This is a genomic window from Nocardia rosealba, from assembly GCF_020216065.1.
GTDB classification, from domain to species: Bacteria; Actinomycetota; Actinomycetes; order Mycobacteriales; family Mycobacteriaceae; genus Nocardia; species Nocardia rosealba.
The window spans coordinates 444,935-462,935 of sequence record NZ_JAIWNA010000001.1 but is presented as its reverse complement, the minus strand read 5'-3'; the positions used below and the strand labels follow the sequence as shown (position 1 = coordinate 462,935).

At 69.0% G+C, this 18,001-nt stretch carries 14 protein-coding genes; 10 read left to right on the top strand and 4 right to left on the bottom strand.

All coding sequences use genetic code 11. The features are described from left to right. Positions 1 to 387: 387 nt before the first annotated feature. The gene (gene cobM, locus LDL21_RS02150) at positions 388 to 1,143 is read right to left on the bottom strand and encodes a precorrin-4 C(11)-methyltransferase (RefSeq protein ID WP_225278608.1); all 756 of its coding nucleotides are present in this window, start codon (positions 1,141 to 1,143) and stop codon (positions 388 to 390) included. A gap of 28 nt (positions 1,144 to 1,171) precedes the next feature. Next, positions 1,172 to 4,639 carry an Ig-like domain-containing protein gene (locus LDL21_RS29935; RefSeq protein ID WP_305082673.1) on the bottom strand — a complete coding sequence of 1,156 codons (3,468 nt, stop codon included), beginning with the start codon at positions 4,637 to 4,639 and terminating at the stop codon, positions 1,172 to 1,174. A gap of 246 nt (positions 4,640 to 4,885) precedes the next feature. Between LDL21_RS29935 and LDL21_RS02135 the strand changes: the two genes are divergently transcribed. Next, complete coding sequence (locus tag LDL21_RS02135; RefSeq protein ID WP_225278607.1) at positions 4,886 to 6,061, top strand: TerD family protein; 1,176 nt, start codon at positions 4,886 to 4,888, stop codon at positions 6,059 to 6,061. A gap of 168 nt (positions 6,062 to 6,229) precedes the next feature. Continuing rightward, positions 6,230 to 6,937, top strand: coding sequence for a thioredoxin-like domain-containing protein (locus LDL21_RS02130; RefSeq protein WP_225278606.1), 708 nt, complete (start codon positions 6,230 to 6,232; stop codon positions 6,935 to 6,937). A 1-nt stretch (position 6,938) separates the two neighbouring features. On the opposite strand, the gene LDL21_RS02125 is transcribed toward LDL21_RS02130, so the two are convergent. Further along, positions 6,939 to 7,364, bottom strand: a complete 426-nt coding sequence (locus LDL21_RS02125; protein ID WP_067485274.1) for a PPOX class F420-dependent oxidoreductase — start codon at positions 7,362 to 7,364, stop codon at positions 6,939 to 6,941. 84 nt (positions 7,365 to 7,448) lie between these two features. Between LDL21_RS02125 and LDL21_RS02120 the strand changes: the two genes are divergently transcribed. Then, positions 7,449 to 7,811, top strand: a complete 363-nt coding sequence (locus LDL21_RS02120) for an NYN domain-containing protein (RefSeq protein ID WP_225278605.1) — start codon at positions 7,449 to 7,451, stop codon at positions 7,809 to 7,811. Here the strand turns inward: LDL21_RS02120 and LDL21_RS02115 are convergent, their stop codons facing one another. Continuing rightward, positions 7,812 to 8,432 carry an SACE_7040 family transcriptional regulator gene (locus LDL21_RS02115; RefSeq protein ID WP_225278604.1) on the bottom strand — a complete coding sequence of 207 codons (621 nt, stop codon included), beginning with the start codon at positions 8,430 to 8,432 and terminating at the stop codon, positions 7,812 to 7,814. 90 nt (positions 8,433 to 8,522) lie between these two features. Here LDL21_RS02115 and LDL21_RS02110 point away from each other — a divergent pair, with 90 nt between their 5' ends. Genes LDL21_RS02110 through LDL21_RS02080 form a run of 7 tightly spaced genes read left to right on the top strand, consistent with a single transcriptional unit; the run spans position 8,523 to position 17,990 of the window. Then, positions 8,523 to 10,130, top strand: coding sequence for a carboxyl transferase domain-containing protein (locus tag LDL21_RS02110; RefSeq protein WP_225278603.1), 1,608 nt, complete (start codon positions 8,523 to 8,525; stop codon positions 10,128 to 10,130). A gap of 5 nt (positions 10,131 to 10,135) precedes the next feature. Beyond that, positions 10,136 to 12,358 carry an acetyl/propionyl/methylcrotonyl-CoA carboxylase subunit alpha gene (locus LDL21_RS02105; RefSeq protein WP_225278602.1) on the top strand — a complete coding sequence of 741 codons (2,223 nt, stop codon included), beginning with the start codon at positions 10,136 to 10,138 and terminating at the stop codon, positions 12,356 to 12,358. Further along, positions 12,355 to 13,515 (top strand): acyl-CoA dehydrogenase family protein, encoded by a 1,161-nt coding sequence (locus LDL21_RS02100; RefSeq protein ID WP_225278601.1) that lies wholly within the window; start codon positions 12,355 to 12,357, stop codon positions 13,513 to 13,515. Before LDL21_RS02105 ends, LDL21_RS02100 begins: the two co-directional genes overlap by 4 nt. Then, positions 13,512 to 13,991 carry a MaoC family dehydratase gene (locus tag LDL21_RS02095; protein WP_067485249.1) on the top strand — a complete coding sequence of 160 codons (480 nt, stop codon included), beginning with the start codon at positions 13,512 to 13,514 and terminating at the stop codon, positions 13,989 to 13,991. The genes LDL21_RS02100 and LDL21_RS02095 overlap by 4 nt, the downstream gene beginning before the upstream one ends. Continuing rightward, a complete protein-coding gene (locus LDL21_RS02090; protein WP_225278600.1) occupies positions 13,988 to 14,803 on the top strand; it encodes an HpcH/HpaI aldolase/citrate lyase family protein in 816 nt (271 codons plus the stop codon). Before LDL21_RS02095 ends, LDL21_RS02090 begins: the two co-directional genes overlap by 4 nt. A gap of 19 nt (positions 14,804 to 14,822) precedes the next feature. Continuing rightward, complete coding sequence (locus LDL21_RS02085) at positions 14,823 to 16,766, top strand: acetoacetate--CoA ligase (RefSeq protein ID WP_225278599.1); 1,944 nt, start codon at positions 14,823 to 14,825, stop codon at positions 16,764 to 16,766. Between the two features lie 12 nt (positions 16,767 to 16,778). Beyond that, positions 16,779 to 17,990 (top strand): TetR/AcrR family transcriptional regulator, encoded by a 1,212-nt coding sequence (locus LDL21_RS02080; protein ID WP_225278598.1) that lies wholly within the window; start codon positions 16,779 to 16,781, stop codon positions 17,988 to 17,990. Positions 17,991 to 18,001: the final 11 nt, after the last annotated feature.

Genomic DNA, 18,001 nt, shown 5'->3' with positions numbered 1-18,001 from the left:
CCCAAACCTCGCTTCCGGAACACCCGCATCAGGCGCTCCCCGACGACACCGGAACGCAGACGCCCAGCCAGAACCAGCAGTGGCGCCTGCGTCTCGGGTTCAATTCTCGAAATCAATCAGGCAAAAAATGTCCATAGGCACTATCTGTCGGCTCAGCCGATCTCGTTACATGGCCGAGACCATGCTTCGGACCGTCCGGCCGACCGCGCCGGTGTGCTCGTCGCAAACCATCGCACCAATCTACCGGTGCCGCTGCCCCGCAACCAACCACCTCCATAGCTGGCGAGCATCGACGCAGGTAAATCCGCCGCAGCCGGTTTGCTGACCGTTCCTCCCACCTCACATCCCGCCCGGCGCGGTGGTGCGCGAGGCCGATTGAGGGATGGGTCACATACCGGTCGGGCGACTGCGTGCGGGGTCGTAGAGGTGGGACTGGGCGCAGTCGACGGGGACGCCGAGAGCCCGGCCGACGAGGATGACGGCGGCTTGGCGCAGACCTGCCGCCTCGACCTGGGTCGCGATGTCGGCGAGGGTGCCGCGCAGGACCAGTTGTTCGGGCTGGCTGGCCCGGTAGACGACGGCGACCGGGCAGGTGGGGCCGTATTCCTCGGCCAGTTCCTCGGCGAGGGTCTTGATTCTCGTGATGGCCAGGTGCAGGACGAGGGTGGCGCCGGTGGCGGCGAAATTGGCCAGAGCCTCGCCCTCGGGCATCTTCGTCGAGCGGACCTGGGTGCGCGTGAGGACCACCGACTGGACCACCTCGGGGACAGTCAGTTCGGTGCCGAGGACGGCCGCGGCCGCCGCGTAGGCGGGGACGCCGGGGGTGATGTCCCAGGGGACGCCGTGTGCGTCGAGGCGGCGAGTCTGTTCGGTGAGGGCCGAATATATGGACGGGTCGCCAGAGCACAGGCGGGCTACGTCTTTACCGTCCTCATGCGCCTTCACGAGGTGGGCGGTGATCTGGTCGAGGTCCAGGCGCTGGGTGTCGATCAGTTCCGTGCCGGGCGCGCAGTGGGCGAGCACCTCGGGGTCGAGATAGGTCCCCGCGTACAGGCAGACCGGGCTGTCGCGCAGGAGGTTCACCGCGCGCACCGTGAGCAGGTCGGCTGCGCCGGGGCCCGCCCCGATGAAATGCACCGTCATGGCAGCAGCGTAGAACGCCGGGAAGGTCTCAGCTCATTCGCGCCCGGACGAAGGTCGAGGCGAGATGCAGGTTGTTGGCCGGGTTCATGTCGGTGCTCGCACTCGACGCGTGCAGGAACGAGGTGATCAGCGCCAGGTGTTGTGGCGCTTCGAGGACGACGGCGAAGGTCCTCGTCTCACCCGCTTCGAGGGTGGGGAGCCGGAATCGCACATGGGTCGGCCGCACCTCACCGCCGCCGGGATCAACCAGGCGATGCCAGCCCTGGGTCGACAACCGGGCTTCGACGTCGGCGGCTTGTCTTCCGCCGACATTAGTGACGGTGACGGTCGCGGTCACGTGCTGGCCGGGGTCTGCGGTGCGGGGTATGTCGAGGTGCACGCCGACGTCGCCGGGGTGGTCGCCCGGCGAACCGCCGACCTTCAGCACCCACAGCGTCATCGTGCCGCGGCTCGGTGCCACACCGGAGTCGGCGTCGCCCGAGTAGTCGGCGGTGATCAGATGGGTGCCGAAGCCCAGGTGGGAGACGTCGATATCGCGGGCGATGGCGAGCCCGTCGTCCACCGGGACAGGTGTGCCGAGCGGCTTGCCGTCAGCGGAGAACTGGACGGTGCCGGTGTCGATCTCGCCTGCGGGGTCACGGGCGACCGTCGCGGTGAGGTCGAGTTGTTCGAAGTAGGTGACCGGGTTGTGGCTGGCGCTCACCTTCGTCGTCGAGGTGGCGGTGTAAACGGTCAGTTCGGCCCGGCCGGTCGACTGTTCGTACACCTCGTCGCCGGAATAGTGCGCCTCGATCGTGCCCGCGCCCGCCCGCAACGGCGGCGAACTCGCCGTGCCCTCCGGGCCGAGAGTCACCGGATCACCCAGCGCGGAGCCGTTCTGCGAGAACTGAATCGCGCCGGTGGGTTTCGGCGCATCCGGCTTCGGCATCGGCACGGTGACGGTGGCGCCGACGACCGCACCGGCGAGCACCGGCGGTGGCGGGAGGGTCAGATGGACCTCGGTGGGCACCTTCACCGTCTGCACCAGCACGCCGACACTGCCGAAGACCGGTGCGAACACCCTCGTCGGGTCGTCTGCCAGATAGGTCGCGAGCACGTGGTGGGTGCCGGGCCGCAGGCCGTCGATCGGCGGCAGGGTCGCCACCCCGTCGACCAGCTCGATGGGTCCCGGCGTCGCGACACCGTCGATCTCGAAGCGCACGTGCCCGGCGGGGGTCCCGAACGCCGGTGTGGTTCCCGGCTTCTGGCTCACCTTCGCGCTGAAGCCGACCGGTTCACCGACCTGGGCGATGTGGTTCGGCGCAGTCGTCGTCACCTCGATCTCGGTCGGCACCTGGTCGTCGTGCAGCCGGAACACCGCACCGCCGATCAGGTGGGCCGGGTCGTCGGTGGCGGACGCGGTGACCAGGAATCCGCCAGGCAGTTCCCCCTGCCGGGTCGCGGCCAGTGCGGTCAGATCCACCTGGGCGTAGCCGTCGGCGTCGGTGGTCGCCCGGATCGTGTCGCGGCCGTTGTCGAATACGGCGGCGGGCGGCTGACCGGCGGGCATGGCGAAGGTGATCGATTTGCCCGCCTGCGGTCCGTGGATCGCGTCGACGAAGCGCACCCGCAGCGGCTCGGCGAAGGGCTGTCCCGAGTAGGCGCTCTGGCTGTTGCCCGAGATCAGTTCCACCCGGCTGCGTTTCGACGGGATCGGGACGATCAGCTGGACCTTGCCGTCGTTGAGCCGGTCCCGATTCGCGTGGCTGCCGTCGGGCCCGTTGTAGAAGTGCGGCGGCTGGTTCGCGACGCTGTCGACGGTCGACTCGCCGCCGCCACCACCGCCACCGCCGCCGTCGTTGCCGTCCTGCGCGCCGTGGCCCTTGCCGCCGCCGTGACTACCGCCGCCACCGCCCCCGCCACCGCCGCCGGTGGAACTGCCGGTGGCGGTGCCGCCGTGCACACCACGCTCGCTGCCGCCCTCACCGCCGAAGCCACCACCGAAGCCGCCACTGGTGCCGTCACCGGGCTGTGGACCGCCGTCACCACCGTCACCACCGTCGGCGCTGAAGCCGTTGCCACCGCCGCCGCCACCGCCCCCGGCGACGATGATCGGCCGGTTCTCGGAAGACGGTCGCGTGCCGCAGTCGGCGGCGTTCTGGCTCACCGCCGACGCGCCACCACCGCCCGCACCGCTGTAGGACGCACCGGAATCGGCGGTGCCACGCGCACCGCCGGTGCCGTATCCCCAGCCGCCGCCGGGCCCGCCGTAATGCCCGACATCGATCTTCAGCTGTTTCCGTTCCTGCACGGCGATCACCGCCTGCACACCGCTGCCCGCGCCACCGGTGCCCACATCGCCGAAGTCGTGCCCGCCGCCCGCGCCGGACCCGCCGAGCACATCGGCGAAGATCTCGTCGACGCCGTCGCCGACGCAGAAGTACCGCGCGGATTCGCCGTGCACACCGAAGGTCGTCGTGCGGACACCGTCGGCCGAGGTGAGGAACAGGACGTAGCCGTCACCGGAGACCGACGCGGTGGTCACGCTCGCCTTCGAAAGGCCCGGCGACGCATACGAAGTCCCGCCGCCACCGCCCGCGCCACCGGCGCCCGGCGCGGCGTGCGGACCGTGCGTGATCGGTGTCTCCGGCGCGGCCGCTCCGCCGCAGCCACCACCCTGCCCGGCACCGCCCAGGTAGCCACCACCACCGCCGCCCCCGCCCCCGCCGCCGCCGGTCTTGTCGAATGTGTGGCCCGCACCGCCCGCGCGGGTGCCGCCACAGGTCAGACCGCTCGGCGTGGTGCCTGCCGGATTGTTCTCCCCCGCACCGCCGGTCCACGGCGGCCCTTCCTGCCAGCCGACCGCCGCGCTGCCGTCACCACCGTCACCGCCGTCGCGACGCGAGCCGCCACCGCAGTAGAAGAACGTCGAATCCTGCACGGGTGACACCGAATAGCAGTCCGGGGCGTTGCCACCCGCGCCGCCTCCGCCGCCCGCGACCAGCACGGGCTCGTTGTCGGGCCCGAGCACCGCCGACGCACCGCCACCACCGCCGCCGTCCCAGCCGCTCGAGTAGACCGTGCCGAAATTCGTGAGCTGATCGACCGCTTCACCCCGGGCACCGCCGGAGGCGTACGGCGAGAAGCCGCCGTTCTCCCCACCCGCGCACCCGACCTGCACCTGGAACTCCTGCTGCGGACTCACCCGCAGCCCGCCGCTGACCTGTCCGCCGAGCCCGCCGATGCCGGTGAAGTTCGGGTTCGGTGTCTGGCCTTGTCCACCGACGGCCTCGATGTAGAGGCTCGTCGTGCCCGCTGGGACCCGGTAGGTCTGGGTTCGGTCGCTGCAATAGAACACGTCGATCGAGAGGCCGGATTCCGGGTCCTCGAAATGGTCGGACGTGCGCTGGGCGGACGGGCCCGGCGGCTGGGCCGACGCGTGCGTCGCGGTGCCGAGCACGAGCACCACGCCGAGAAGCGCGGCGACCCACGCCTGGGCCACAGTCCGTCCGGCCATGCCAGAACTCCGTTCGCCGGCCTCGTTGCTTGCGAAACTTGTCGAAACGGTAGCCCTGGTTGTCGCCTCGGCCTGCCAGCGACGCGCGTACTTCTGCTGGTCATCGGGTTGCCGAGGGGTCTGGCGTAAACCGGAATCCGGGTTCCCTTGCGCTCGCTCGGCTGGATGCCCGCCGGGCACGGCAGTAGGTTCGGTGGCGACGAAGACCGTTGCGACGACGGGCTCCCCGATGAGTTGAGGTAGACCATGGAGTTGTCCAAGGGCGCGAACGCACCGGTGCCGTCGAGCGAGGTGCGGGTCACGGTGTCCGCCGTCGCGGGAGCCGACCTCGCCGCGCTGTTGCTGACCGTCGCCGGAAAGGTGCGCTCCGACAGCGATTTCGTCTTCTACAACCAACCGGTCGCCCCGGGCGTCGAGGTCGTCTCGGCCGAGGCCGTCCGTGTGTCGTTCGGCGCGGTGCCCGACGATATCGACCGGATCGCGTTCACCGCCAGCCTCGACGGCACCGGACCCGCCGATTGGGGCCGGGCCGGACCGCCCAGGATCACGGTGACCGACGAATCGACCGGCGCCCTGCTCGCCGCGTTCACACCCACCGGGCTCGGGCCGGAGACCGCGTTGATCGCGTGCGAGCTGTACCGGCGCGGGGACGGGTGGAAGGTCCGCGCGGTCGGTCAGGGGTACGCGCAGGGGCTGGCCGGTATCGCGACCGATTTCGGCATCACCGTCGACGACGAGCCGGCCGAGGTACAACCGCCGTCACCCGCCGAAGCCGCTCCGGCCGAGGTTCGATCGGCGCCGACGACCCCCGCCGAACCGCCGCGGTTCGGACACCCGACGGTCGACTTGTCGAAAGGGCATGTGTCCCTGCGCAAGAGCGAAACGGTGTCACTCACCAAGGCCGGTGCGCCCCCACTCGCCCGGGTGCGAATGGGCTTGGGCTGGGACCCCGCCACGCACGGCACCAGGATCGACCTCGACGCCTCCGTCATCGCCTACGACGACCGCGCCAAGAAACTCACCAATGTCTGGTTCCTACGACGCGAGGCATTCGACGGCGCCGTCAAACACTCCGGCGACAACCTGACCGGCCACGGTGACGGCGACGACGAGGTCATCACCGTCGACCTGACGGCCCTCCCCCCGGAGGTCTACGCCCTGGTCTTCACCGTGAACTCCTTCGCCGGCCACAAGTTCGATCAGGTGGGTCGCGCACACTGCCGTCTCCTCGACGACCACACCGGCGCCGAACTGGTCCGCTTCGAACTGTCCAAGGGCGAATCGACCACGGGCGTCTTCCTCGCCATGCTCACCCGCGCCGCACACGGCTGGAATATGACTGCGCTCGGGGAGTATTCGAAAGGCGCGACCGTGCGCAAGATGGTCGACCCGGGCAAACAGTTCGTGCTGTCGAGTCGATAGTCGGCCCGGAGACCCCCTCCCACGAGGCCGAATCGGCCGCGTGGACCGTATGGTCGCCGTTTCGACAGTAGGGTCGGCCTCGGCGGCCGACCGATGCGATCGGCGGGTTCCGGCAGTAAGTTCGGTCGCGGACGGCGTGTGCCGCCAAGACGAGAAGGAGCGGCCGCCATGCGGGTTCGGGTCGGGTTGGGTGTGAGTCTGATGGTGGTCGCGGCTGCCGCGCTGACGGGGTGCAACGAGACCAAGGCCGGTCATCCGATGACGGCCATGGACAGCTTCGCGCCCTCCGAGGACAACCAGGACCCGGCGAAGGAGATCCCCGGCGTCGTCACCGCCGAATATCCGCTCGGCAATCATGTGCCGAGCACGCAGCGGGTGGCGTACACGTCGATTCCGCCGATGGGCGGTACGCACGATGCGGTCTGGGCGGCCTGCGACGGTGTGGTCTATCCCGAGGGCATCCGGACCGAGAACGCCGTGCACTCGATGGAGCACGGCGCGGTGTGGATCGCCTACGACCCCGCGCGGGTGAGCGCCGACGACCAGGCGACGCTGCGCAACAAGGTGCAGGGCAGGACATACACCTTCATGTCGCCCATCCCGAACATGGCCGATCCGATTTCGCTGCAGTCGTGGGGGCACCAACTCGTCCTCGACAGCGCGACCGACCCGCGCGTCGACCAGTTCATCATGGCCCTGCGCAACAACCCTTACACCACACCGGAACCCGGTGCGTCCTGCAGCAATCCGATCTTCGACCGCGATCCCGCGCCCTACGACCCGTCGACTCCCGGCCCGGACGCCGCACCGATGGACAGCGAGCCCGCCTTCCCGACCGAAGTACCTGAACTACCGCCCGTGCCTACGCCCCGCTGACCTACCCGGTCATGTCAAAATGCGCGATGACCTTCGTCGGCCGCACCCGCACCACCAGTTCCCCCGGCACCCCGTTGCGCTTGCCGAATTCCTCGGCCCGGTCCGCACCCATGTACCGGGCGGCGATGGCGGTCGCGGTCCGCACCAGCTCCGCCGGATCCTCCGACAACTCGACCGTCCCCTGCACCTCCACCAGCCCATAGGGCGGTTCTTCCAGATCCACACACACCGCAACCCGGGGATCCCGCGCGAACGCCCGCCCCTTCGCGGTCTCCTTCCCCGTATTGAACACCAGCTCATCGCCTTCCACGATGAACCAGATCGGCGTCACCAACGGCCGCCCGTCCTTCGCCGTGAACGCCACCTTGCCCGTCCGCGTGCCGTGGGAAAGGAACTCTCGCACCTGAGGATCCGTCAGGGAAGTCATGCACCCCAGCGTAGGCCCCTCCCCCGCCCCCACCCAGGAACCCGCGAGGCCTGTCGCTCCTCGAGGGAGGGGCAGACTGGGCTGATGGACCAGCTGATCGTCGTCGATGCGGCCAACGTCATCGGTTCGCGCCCCGACGGGTGGTGGAAGGACCGCGCCGGCGCCGCCCGGCGATTACTTGCCGAACTCGCCGCGCCGGCCGAGACCACCGATGTGATCGTGGTACTCGAAGGCGCCGCGAAAGCAGGCGCGGACGCGGCATCCGCCCCGCTGAAGGTTGTTCTCGCCGAAGGATCGGGCGACGACGCGATCGTCGACGTAGTCGCCACTGCGGACTACGACACGATCATCGTCGTCACCGCCGACCGGGAGCTGCGCGCAAGGGTCGCGGCACATGGCGCCGAGGCCGTCGGCCCGAGTTGGCTGTGGACCCGCATCGCGGAGTAGTCAGCGACGCTGGTCCAGTCGGCTGTCGTAGCCGGCCGTCAGTGCGGCCAAGGCCATCTGCCGCAGCACCGGTCTGGCTCGGGAAGCACTCGCAGCCGACGCACTGTGCGGCGTGGAGTTGATGAGGCCGAAGGCGGCGTGGGCTTGGATGCGAGCGGTCTCCTCCGCGAGGCCGGGGGTCAGTTCGCGCAGGACCGCCACCCAGACTTCGACGTATTGGCGCTGGGTGCGGCGCAGGACTCGGCGTTCGGGGGTGGGGACCTTGTCGAGGTCGCGGTCCTGGATGCGGATGAGTTCGGGGTTGCCGAAGGCGAAGTCGAGGTGGAAGTCGACCAGGCCGGCGAGGGCTTCGGCGGCCGTCGACGATTCGGCGACCACGGCGCGGCCGCCGGCCAGCAAATGCTCACTGATGCCGACGAGCAGTTCGACCAGCAGGGCCTCTTTGTTCGCGAAGTGCCGGTAGACGGCGGGTCCGCTGATGCCGACGGCGGCGCCCAGGTCGTCGAGGCGCACGCCGAGGAAACCCCGGTCGGCGATCAACCGGGCGCCTGCCGTGAGCAACTGCTCCCGGCGCTGGGCCTTGAGCTGCTCGCGCCGGGTCGCCTGGACGGGTTCGGCCACCGGCGCTCCTTCCACCTCTGGACAACTTGGTTAATCAACATTAACCTGAATTTCAGTTATTGGCGATTAACCGGATGGCAGGATGGCCCGATGACGGTGACACACGACCTCGGCAATGACACCGAGGCCGCCACGAGCAATCGAGACGCGCACCTCGCCCTGGTGGCGGACCTGCGGCAACGGCTGGCCGCGACTGCGCTCGGCGGCCCGCAGAAGTCGCGCGAACGCCACGTCGCCCGGGGCAAGCTGCTTTCCCGCGACCGCATCGACGAACTGCTCGACCCGGGCAGCCCGTTCCTCGAGCTGGCGCCGCTGGCGGGCAACGGCATGTATGACGACGAGTGCCCCGGCGCGGGTGTGATCGCGGGCATCGGCCGGATCGCGGGCCGGGAATGCCTGGTGCTGGCCAACGACCCGACGGTCAAGGGCGGCACCTACTACCCGATCACGGTGAAGAAGCACCTGCGCGCCCAGGAGGTGGCCGCGCAGAACAACCTGCCGTGTGTGTACCTGGTGGAGTCCGGCGGCGGGTTCCTGCCCCGCCAGGACGAGGTGTTCCCCGACCGCGACCACTTCGGCCGCATCTTCTACAACCAGGCGAACATGAGCGCGCGCGGCATCGCGCAGATCGCGGCGGTCCTCGGTTCGTGCACCGCCGGTGGCGCGTATGTGCCCGCGATGGCCGACGAAGCCGTGATCGTGCGCGACCAAGGCACCATCTTCCTGGGTGGCCCGCCGCTGGTGAAGGCCGCGACCGGTGAGGTCGTCACCGCCGAGGAACTGGGCGGTGGTCTGCTGCATTCGCGCACTTCCGGTGTCACCGATCATCTCGCCGAGGACGACCGCGACGCGCTGCGCATCGTGCGCAATATCGTCTCGACGCTCGGCCCGCGCCCCGAGGCCCCGTGGGAGGTGCTGCCGAGCACCCCGCCCGCCAAGCCCGAGGACGAGCTCTACGACGTGGTCCCCGTCGACCCGCGCACGCCGTATGACGTGCGCGAGGTGATCGACCGGATCGTCGACGGCGAGAGCGGTTTCCAGGAATTCAAGGCCGAGTACGGCAAGACCCTGGTCACCGGTTTCGCGCGCATCCACGGTCATCCGGTTGGCATCGTCGCCAACAACGGCGTGCTGTTCAGCGAATCGGCCATGAAAGGCGCGCATTTCATCGAGCTGTGCGACAAGCGCAAGATCCCGCTGCTGTTCCTGCAGAACATCACCGGCTTCATGGTCGGGCGCGACTACGAGGCCGGTGGTATCGCCAAGCACGGCGCGAAGATGGTCACCGCGGTGGCGTGCGCGCGGGTGCCGAAGCTGACAGTTGTGATCGGTGGTTCCTACGGTGCGGGCAACTACTCCATGTGTGGGCGCGCGTATTCGCCGCGCTTCCTGTGGATGTGGCCGAACGCGCGCATCTCGGTGATGGGTGGCGAGCAGGCCGCCTCGGTGCTGGCCACGGTGCGCGGCGACCAGCTCGACAGCGCGGGCAAGCCCTGGTCGGCCGAGGATCAGGAGGCGTTCAAGGCCCCGATCCGCGAACAGTACGAGACCCAGGGCAACCCGTACTACGCGACGGCGCGCATCTGGGACGACGGCGTGATCGCCCCCACCGACACCAGAACAGTGCTCGGACTTGCCCTTTCGGTGTGTGCGCAAGCGCCACTCGAACCCGTTTCCTACGGCGTCTTCCGGATGTGAGCGACATGCTGAACAAATCCCAACCCGTCGAATTCGACACCGTCCTGGTCGCCAATCGCGGTGAGATCGCGGTGCGCGTCATCAAGACGTTGCGTGCCATGGGCATTCGTTCCGTCGCGGTGTACAGCGACGCCGACAAGAACGCGCGCCATGTGCGCGAGGCCGATGTCGCGGTGCGACTGGGGCCGGCGCCCGCGCGCGAGAGCTACTTGTCGATCGAGAAGGTCGTCGACGCCGCAGTGCGGTCCGGCGCGCAGGCGGTGCACCCGGGTTACGGCTTCCTGTCGGAGAATTCGGCGTTCGCCGCCGCGTTGGCCGACGCGGGCATCGTCTTCCTCGGACCGCCTGCCAAGGCCATCGAGGTGATGGGCGACAAGATCACCGCGAAGAAGACGGTGACGGCGTTCGGCGTTCCGGTGGTCCCCGGCATCGCCGAACCCGGCCTCACCGACGACCAATTGATCGCAGCCGCAACCGATATCGGCTACCCCGTGCTGGTGAAACCGTCGGCCGGTGGTGGCGGCAAGGGCATGCGCCTGGTCGAGCGGGCCGAGGACCTGCCCGCCGCGCTGGTGAGCGCCCGCCGCGAAGCCGGTGCCGCCTTCGGCGACGACACCCTGTTCCTGGAACGTTTCGTCACCCGGCCACGGCACATCGAAGTACAGGTGCTGGCAGACGCTTTCGGCAATGTGGTGCACCTGGGTGAGCGCGAATGCAGTTTGCAGCGCAGGCATCAGAAGGTCATCGAGGAAGCACCGTCACCGCTGCTCGACGCCGCTACCCGGGCGCGGATCGGCACCGCGGCCTGCAATACCGCGCGCAGCGTCGACTACGTGGGCGCGGGCACCGTGGAGTTCATCGTCTCCGCCGACCGCCCCGACGAATTCTTCTTCATGGAGATGAACACGCGGCTGCAGGTGGAACACCCGGTGACCGAGATGGTCACCGGCATCGACCTGGTGGAATGCCAGGTCCGGGTGGCCGCCGGGCAGAAGCTGGCGCGCACCCAGGACGAGATCCACCTGGTCGGGCACGCGATCGAGGCCCGTGTGTACGCCGAGGACCCGGGCCGCGGCTTCCTGCCGACCGGTGGCACGGTGCTGGCCCTGACCGAGCCGGAAGGCGAAGGCATCCGGGTGGATTCGGGGCTGTCCGTGGGAACCGTGGTCGGCAGCGATTACGACCCGATGCTGTCGAAGGTGATCGCCCGCGGCAACACTCGTGCCGATGCGCTCGCCGCGCTCGACCGGGCGCTGGAACAGACGGTGCTGCTCGGTGTCACGAGCAATATCGAGTTCCTGCGCTTCCTGCTGGCCGACGACGATGTGCAGGCGGGTCGCCTCGACACCGCACTGCTCGACCGCCGCGTCACCGAGTTCGCGCCCGCAGAGCCCACCGATGACGAATTCATCGCCGCCGCCACGTATCACTGGCTGCGACGCTGGCCGAAGCCCGATGCCGACCTGTGGTCGATTCCGTCGGGCTGGCGACTCGGAACGCCCGCGCCGACCGCGATCCGGCTCGCTTCGGGCGATCAGGTACGCCACGTGTTCATCGCGGGCACACCGGATTCCGCCAGTGTGTGGCTGGCGAACGACGCACAGGACCCGGGCAGCCCGCAGCGCCCGGCTACACCGCAGCGCCCCGGCGATTCGGTCGGTGGAATGCACCCGGCCACCGATGCGGGCACCTGCTCCCTGACAGCCGCCTTGCTCGACGACCGACTCGCACTCACCGTGAACGGTCTGCGACGCACGGTGCGAGTCGCCGAATCCGACGACCAGCTGTGGGTGAGCGGCAACGGGCGCGTCTGTGTGCTGCGCGAGGTGGCGGAGGCGAGCGTTCGTGGGGATGCCGCCCACGTCGGCGACGCCGAAATCCGCAGCCCCATGCCGGGTTCCGTAATCGCGGCGCCGGTCGCGAACGGTGCGACGGTCGCTGTCGGCGATCCGGTGATCGTGATCGAAGCCATGAAGATGGAGCACACCCTCACCGCGCCGGTAGCGGGCACGGTGGAGGTGCTGGCCTCACCTGGTACCCAGGTCAAGCTGGACCAAGTGCTGGTGCGCGTCGTCGCCCATCCCGCCGAAACCGAAGACAGCGCGACGACCGGCCGACCAGCGACCGATGTCGCCGACGCGGGCACAAACCCTGGCCGACCAGCCGCCGACCTCGCCGACGCGAACAAGGCCGCCGTCGACACCGAGCGTGAAGGAACCACCGCATGACCGACTACCTGTCCACCGGTTCCCTGCCGGAGGAATACCGTCAGCTCGCCCTCACCGTGCGCGACTTCGCCCAGCAGGTCGTCGCCCCGGTGTCGGCGAAACACGATGCCGAGCACAGCTTCCCGTACGAGGTCGTGGCAGGCATGGCCGACATGGGCCTGTTCGGCCTGCCGTTCCCCGAGGAGTTCGGCGGCATGGGTGGCGACTACTTCGCCCTGTGTCTCGCGCTCGAGGAACTCGGCAAGGTCGACCAGAGCGTGGCCATCACCCTCGAGGCCGGTGTCTCCCTCGGCGCCATGCCGATCTACCGGTTCGGCAACGACGACCAGCGCGCGGAGTGGTTGCCCCAGCTCACCAGCGGGCAGGCACTCGCCGGTTTCGGCCTCACCGAGCCCGACGCCGGCAGCGATGCGGGTGGTACCAGGACCACGGCGGTCGAGGACGGTGACAGCTGGATCATCAACGGCAGCAAGCAGTTCATCACCAACTCGGGCACCGACATCACCCGCCTGGTCACCGTCACCGCGGTGACCGGCAACAATGGCGGCAAGAAGGAGATCTCCACGATCCTGGTGCCGACCACGACGCCGGGTTTCGTGGCCGAGCCCGCCTACAACAAGGTCGGCTGGAATGCCTCCGACACCCATCCGCTGAGCTTCACCGATGTGCGGGTGCCGCGGGAGAACCTGCTCGGTGAGCGCGGTCGCGGTTACGCCAACTTCCTGCGCATTCTCGACGAGGGCCGCATCGCCATCGCCGCGCTCGCGGTGGGTGCGGCACAGGGTTGTGTGGACGAGAGCGTGCGGTACGCGGGCGAGCGACAGGCGTTCGGCCAGGCCATCGGCCGCAACCAGGCCATCGCGTTCAAGATCGCCAGGATGGAGGCCCGCGCCCACACCGCGCGCACCGCCTACTACGACGCGGCCGCCCTCATGCTGGCGGGCAAGCCGTTCAAGAAGCAGGCCTCGATCGCGAAGATGGTCGCCAGTGAGGCGGCCATGGACAACGCCCGCGACGCCACCCAGATCTTCGGTGGCAACGGCTTCATGAACGAATACCTCGTCTCCAGGCACTACCGTGACAGCAAGATCCTGGAAATCGGTGAGGGCACAACGGAGGTGCAGCTGATGCTGATCGCACGGGAGCTGGGACTGTGACCGAGAAGCGCGTGGTGCAGCGCGGCCTGTGGTTCGAGGAGTTCGAGATCGGCACGATCTACGAGCACCGGCCCGGCCGCACCATCACCGAGGCCGACAACGTCCTGTTCACCACCCTCACCATGAACACCCAGGCCCTGCACCTTGACGCGGCGTTCGCCGACGCCCAGCCACCGTTCAACCAGCGGCTGGTGAACTCGATGTTCACGCTGTCGACGCTGGTGGGGCTCTCGGTGGCCCAGCTCACCCAGGGCACCCTGGTCGCCAACCTCGGCTTCTCCGAGATGACCGTGCCCGCCCCGCTGTTCCACGGCGACACCATGTACGCCGAAACCCTGGTCACCGGCAAACGCGAGTCCAAGAGCCGTCCGGGCGAGGGCATCGTGAGCCTGACGCACACCGCGCGCAACCAGAACGGCGTGGTGGTGGCGACCGCGGTCCGGCAGACCCTGGTACGCAAGGCGCCGACCACATGAGCGCCTGGCAGCCGACGGGCCCGGCCTGGCTGTTCTGCCCCGCCGACCGTCCCGAACGCTTCGCCAAAGCCGCCGCGGCCGCCGACGTGGTGATCCTCGACCTCGAGGACGGCGTGGCCCCCGCCGACAAGGCCGCGGCCCGGCAGGCGCTGCTCGACACCCCACTGGATCCGCAGCACACCGTGATCCGCGTGAACGCGGCGGGCACCGACGACCACATCGACGACCTGGCCGTGCTCGCCAAGACCGACTACCGGCGGGTGATGCTGCCCAAGTGCGAGTCCGCCGAGCAGGTGCGCAACCTCGCCCAGTGCGAGGTCATCGTGCTGGTCGAATCACCGCTGGGCGCGGTGCGCGTCGCCGAAACGGTGCAGGTGGACAACGCCATCGGGGTGATGTGGGGTGCGGAGGACCTGATCGCCGGGCTCGGCGGCAATGCCAGCAGGCACGCCGACGGCAGCTACCGCGACGTCGCCCGGCACGTGCGTTCCACCAGCTTGCTCGCCGCCAAGGCGTTCGGCCGGTTCGCGCTGGATTCGGTGTATCTGAACATCAAGGATCTGGACGGCCTTGCGGCGGAGACACTCGACGCGGTCGCGGTCGGTTTCGACGGCAAGGTGGCCATCCACCCGAGTCAGGTTCCGGTGATCCGCGCCGGGTACGCGCCTTCCGAGGCCGAAACCGACTGGGCGCGGCGGGTTCTCGCCGAAGTACCGAACCACCGTGGCGTATTCGCCTTCGAAGGGCGCATGGTGGACGCACCGGTATTGCGTCATGCCGAGCAGATCGTGCGCCGCGCCGACCTGTCCTGAACCGAGGAGGACCACGCCAGTGCAACCACAATGGGTACCGACCGACGACGACATCGCGGCTGCCCGGATCACCGATTTCGCCGCGTTCGTCACCGCCCGCACCGGCGTCTCCTATCCGGACTACCGGGCCCTGTGGCAGTGGTCGGTCGACGACCTCGAGGGGTTCTGGCAGGCGCTGTGGGACTACTTCGAACTCGGTGAGACCGCGGGCGAGGTCCTCGGTTCCCGGGAAATGCCGGGGGCACAGTGGTTCCCGGGCACCCGGTTGAACTACGTCGACCAGATCATCCGGATGGCCCAGTTCGGCAGGCCCGCGATCATCGCCCTGCACGAGGACGCCGAACCGCGCGAGATCCTGTGGTCCGACCTCATCGAGCAGGTCACCGTTTTCGCCCGCGCGCTGCGGGAACAGGGGGTCGAGGCGGGTGACCGGGTGGTGGGTTATCTGCCCAACATCCCGGAGGCGGTCGTCGCCTTCCTCGCGACCGCGAGCATCGGCGCGGTGTGGAGCGCCTGCGGACAGGACTACTCCGCCAAGGCGGCGCTCGACCGGCTCGGACAGCTCGACCCGGCGGTGCTCGTCACCGCCGACGGCTACCGTTTCGGCGGCAAGGACCACGACAAGCGAGCCGATATCGCCGCGCTGAAAGAAGGGCTGCCCGGTCTACGCGCGACCGTCGTCGTGCCTCAGCTCGGCCTCGCGGTGCCCGACGCACTGGCCTGGGCCGACACGGTCACCGACGAGAATTTCGGCATCATCGAAACCACCCCGGTCGATTTCGATCATCCGCTGTGGATCGTGTTCTCCTCCGGCACAACCGGACTGCCCAAGGGCATCGTCCACGGCCACGGCGGTGTGCTGCTCGAACACCTCAAAGCGGTTGCGCTGCAATCCGATATCGGTACCGATGATGTCTTCTTCTGGTACACCAGCCCGAGCTGGATGATGTGGAACTTCCAGGTCGCCGGGTTGCTGGCAGGCGCGACCATCGTCACCTACGACGGAAGTCCGACCGCGGGCGGCCCGGATGCGCTGTGGCGCATCGCCGCCCAGGTCGGTGCCACCGTGTTCGGCACCAGCCCCGGGTATGTGCTCGGCTGCATCAAGGCCGGTGCCGTGCCGCGCACCGATCACGACCTGTCCGCCCTGCGCACCGTCGGCATCACGGGCTCGGCGCTGCCGGAGACGAGCGCGCTGTGGCTGAGCGAGAACGTCGGCCCGCGTGTGCAGGTGAGTTCGATCAGCGGTGGCACGGATGTGGTGTCGGCCTTCGCGGGTGGTGCGCCGACCGTACCGGTGTGGCCGGGTGAGCTGTCGGCACCGTATCTCGGGGTGGCTCTCGACGCGTTCGACGAACAGGGCAAGCCGGTGCGCGGCGAGGTCGGTGAGCTCGTGGTGACCGAGCCGATGCCGTCGATGCCGGTCCATTTCTGGCGCGACGAGGACGGAAGGCGTTACCGCGACGCCTATTTCGACACCTACCCCGGCGTGTGGCGCCACGGCGACTGGATCACGCTCACCGAACACGGCAGCGTGGTGGTGCACGGACGCTCCGACTCCACTCTCAACCGGCACGGAATCCGCATGGGCAGCGCCGACATCTACCAGGTGGTCGAGCAGTTCCCGGAGATCGCCGAGGCCTTGGTGATCGGCGCCGAACAGCCCGACGGCGGCTACTGGATGCCGCTGTTCGTCGTGCTCGCGCCCGGCGCCGAACTCACCGACGACCTGAAAACCCGGATCAATGCCGCCATCCGGAGCGAAGTCTCGCCCCGGCACGTGCCCGACGAGATCCGCGAGGCGCCGGGCATTCCGCACACCCGCACCGGCAAGAAGCTCGAAGTGCCCATCAAGAAGCTCTTCCAGGGCGCCGACCCGGCTCGCGTCGTGGAGCGCAGCGCGGTCGACGACCCGGCGCTGCTCGACTGGTATGCCCGGATCACGCCCTCCGACACCGTTTAATACACTTCGGGTATGAATGTCGGCGAGTCTCGTGGGGCACGTGGGTCGGTAGTCGATGGTGTGCGGCGCAGGCCGAAGAATCGGCGTGCGCAGATCGCGGCCACCTCGGCGGCGGCGTTCGGGGCCGCCGGGTATCACGGGGTGAGCATGGAGGACATCGCGGCCGCGCTCGGCATCAGTTCGGCCGCGCTGTACCGGCACTACCCAAGCAAGTACGCGTTGTTCCGGGAGGAATTGCTTCGGGTCGGCGAGGCTTTCACCACGGCCGTCGAGGTACCCGCCGAGGTCCGGTCGGCGCCGGAACGGTTGCGGCACAGGCTCGCCGGGCTCATCGGCGCCACCCTCGAGAACCGGGCGACCGTCACGTTGGTGCGCTGGGAGGGTCGCTACCTCGAGCCCGCCGACCGGGCGGTTCTCGATCGGCAGCAGAGTTCCGTACTCGCCGGGTTCGACCGTGAACTCGCCGTCGTGCGTCCGGAACTGAGTGCCGAGGAGTTGCGGCTGGTGTCCACGGCCATGTTCGGCGTGGTCACCAGCCTCGCCGACCACCACGCCGCCCTCCCCGCGCGGGCGGTGCACAAGCTGCTCGGCTCGGCGTGCATGTCGTTGCTCGAGTGTGAACTTCCGCCTGCCGCAACGGTTTCCGAGCAGTCGGTGCGAGCGCAGATTCCCGCATCGTTCAAACACGAACTGCTGCTGCGCAAAGCGGTCGAGCTGTTCCACGAACGTGGCTACCCGAACGTGAGTGTGGAGGACATCGCCTCCGCCGCCGGACTTTCCGCCGCCTCGGCGGTCTACCGCTTCTACCGTGGGAAGAGCGACATTCTCGCCGCCGCGTTCCGCCGCGCCGCCGACCGGGTGTCCGGCGCCATCGGTCCCGCCGTCGCGAGCACCCCGCACAGTGCCGCCGCCCTCGATGTACTGATCGACCAGTTCGTCGCCGACACCTTCGACGAACGCGCCCTCGCGGTGGTCTACTACGCCGAATTCGGCCACGTCCCCGCCGAAGAACGCGCGGTCCTGCGCAATATCCAGCGTCTCAGCGTCCAGGAATGGGCCCGCCTCGTCCGCGAGGTCCGCCCCGCCCTCACCCCCGCCGAGGCCCGATTCCTCGTCCACGCGGCCTTCGCCATGGTCATCGACCTCGGCCAATCCTTCGGCAACACGCCCCTGGCCGGGCGCGCCCGAGTCGGCTTCCTCATGCGCCGGGTACTGCTCGGCTGAGCACTTCCGCC

Bases quoted from the DNA above. Each gene is read 5' to 3' on its own strand.
- LDL21_RS02100 (WP_225278601.1), top strand. From the start codon at position 12,355: ATGACCGACTACCTGTCCACCGGTTCCCTGCCGGAGGAATACCGTCAG.
- cobM (WP_225278608.1), bottom strand. From the start codon at position 1,143: ATGACGGTGCATTTCATCGGGGCGGGCCCCGGCGCAGCCGACCTGCTC.
- LDL21_RS02120 (WP_225278605.1), top strand. From the start codon at position 7,449: ATGGACCAGCTGATCGTCGTCGATGCGGCCAACGTCATCGGTTCGCGC.
- LDL21_RS02135 (WP_225278607.1), top strand. From the start codon at position 4,886: ATGGAGTTGTCCAAGGGCGCGAACGCACCGGTGCCGTCGAGCGAGGTG.
- LDL21_RS02080 (WP_225278598.1), top strand. From the start codon at position 16,779: ATGAATGTCGGCGAGTCTCGTGGGGCACGTGGGTCGGTAGTCGATGGT.
- LDL21_RS02105 (WP_225278602.1), top strand. From the start codon at position 10,136: ATGCTGAACAAATCCCAACCCGTCGAATTCGACACCGTCCTGGTCGCC.
- LDL21_RS02130 (WP_225278606.1), top strand. From the start codon at position 6,230: ATGCGGGTTCGGGTCGGGTTGGGTGTGAGTCTGATGGTGGTCGCGGCT.
- LDL21_RS02090 (WP_225278600.1), top strand. From the start codon at position 13,988: ATGAGCGCCTGGCAGCCGACGGGCCCGGCCTGGCTGTTCTGCCCCGCC.
- LDL21_RS02125 (WP_067485274.1), bottom strand. From the start codon at position 7,364: ATGACTTCCCTGACGGATCCTCAGGTGCGAGAGTTCCTTTCCCACGGC.
- LDL21_RS29935 (WP_305082673.1), bottom strand. From the start codon at position 4,639: ATGGCCGGACGGACTGTGGCCCAGGCGTGGGTCGCCGCGCTTCTCGGC.
- LDL21_RS02110 (WP_225278603.1), top strand. From the start codon at position 8,523: ATGACGGTGACACACGACCTCGGCAATGACACCGAGGCCGCCACGAGC.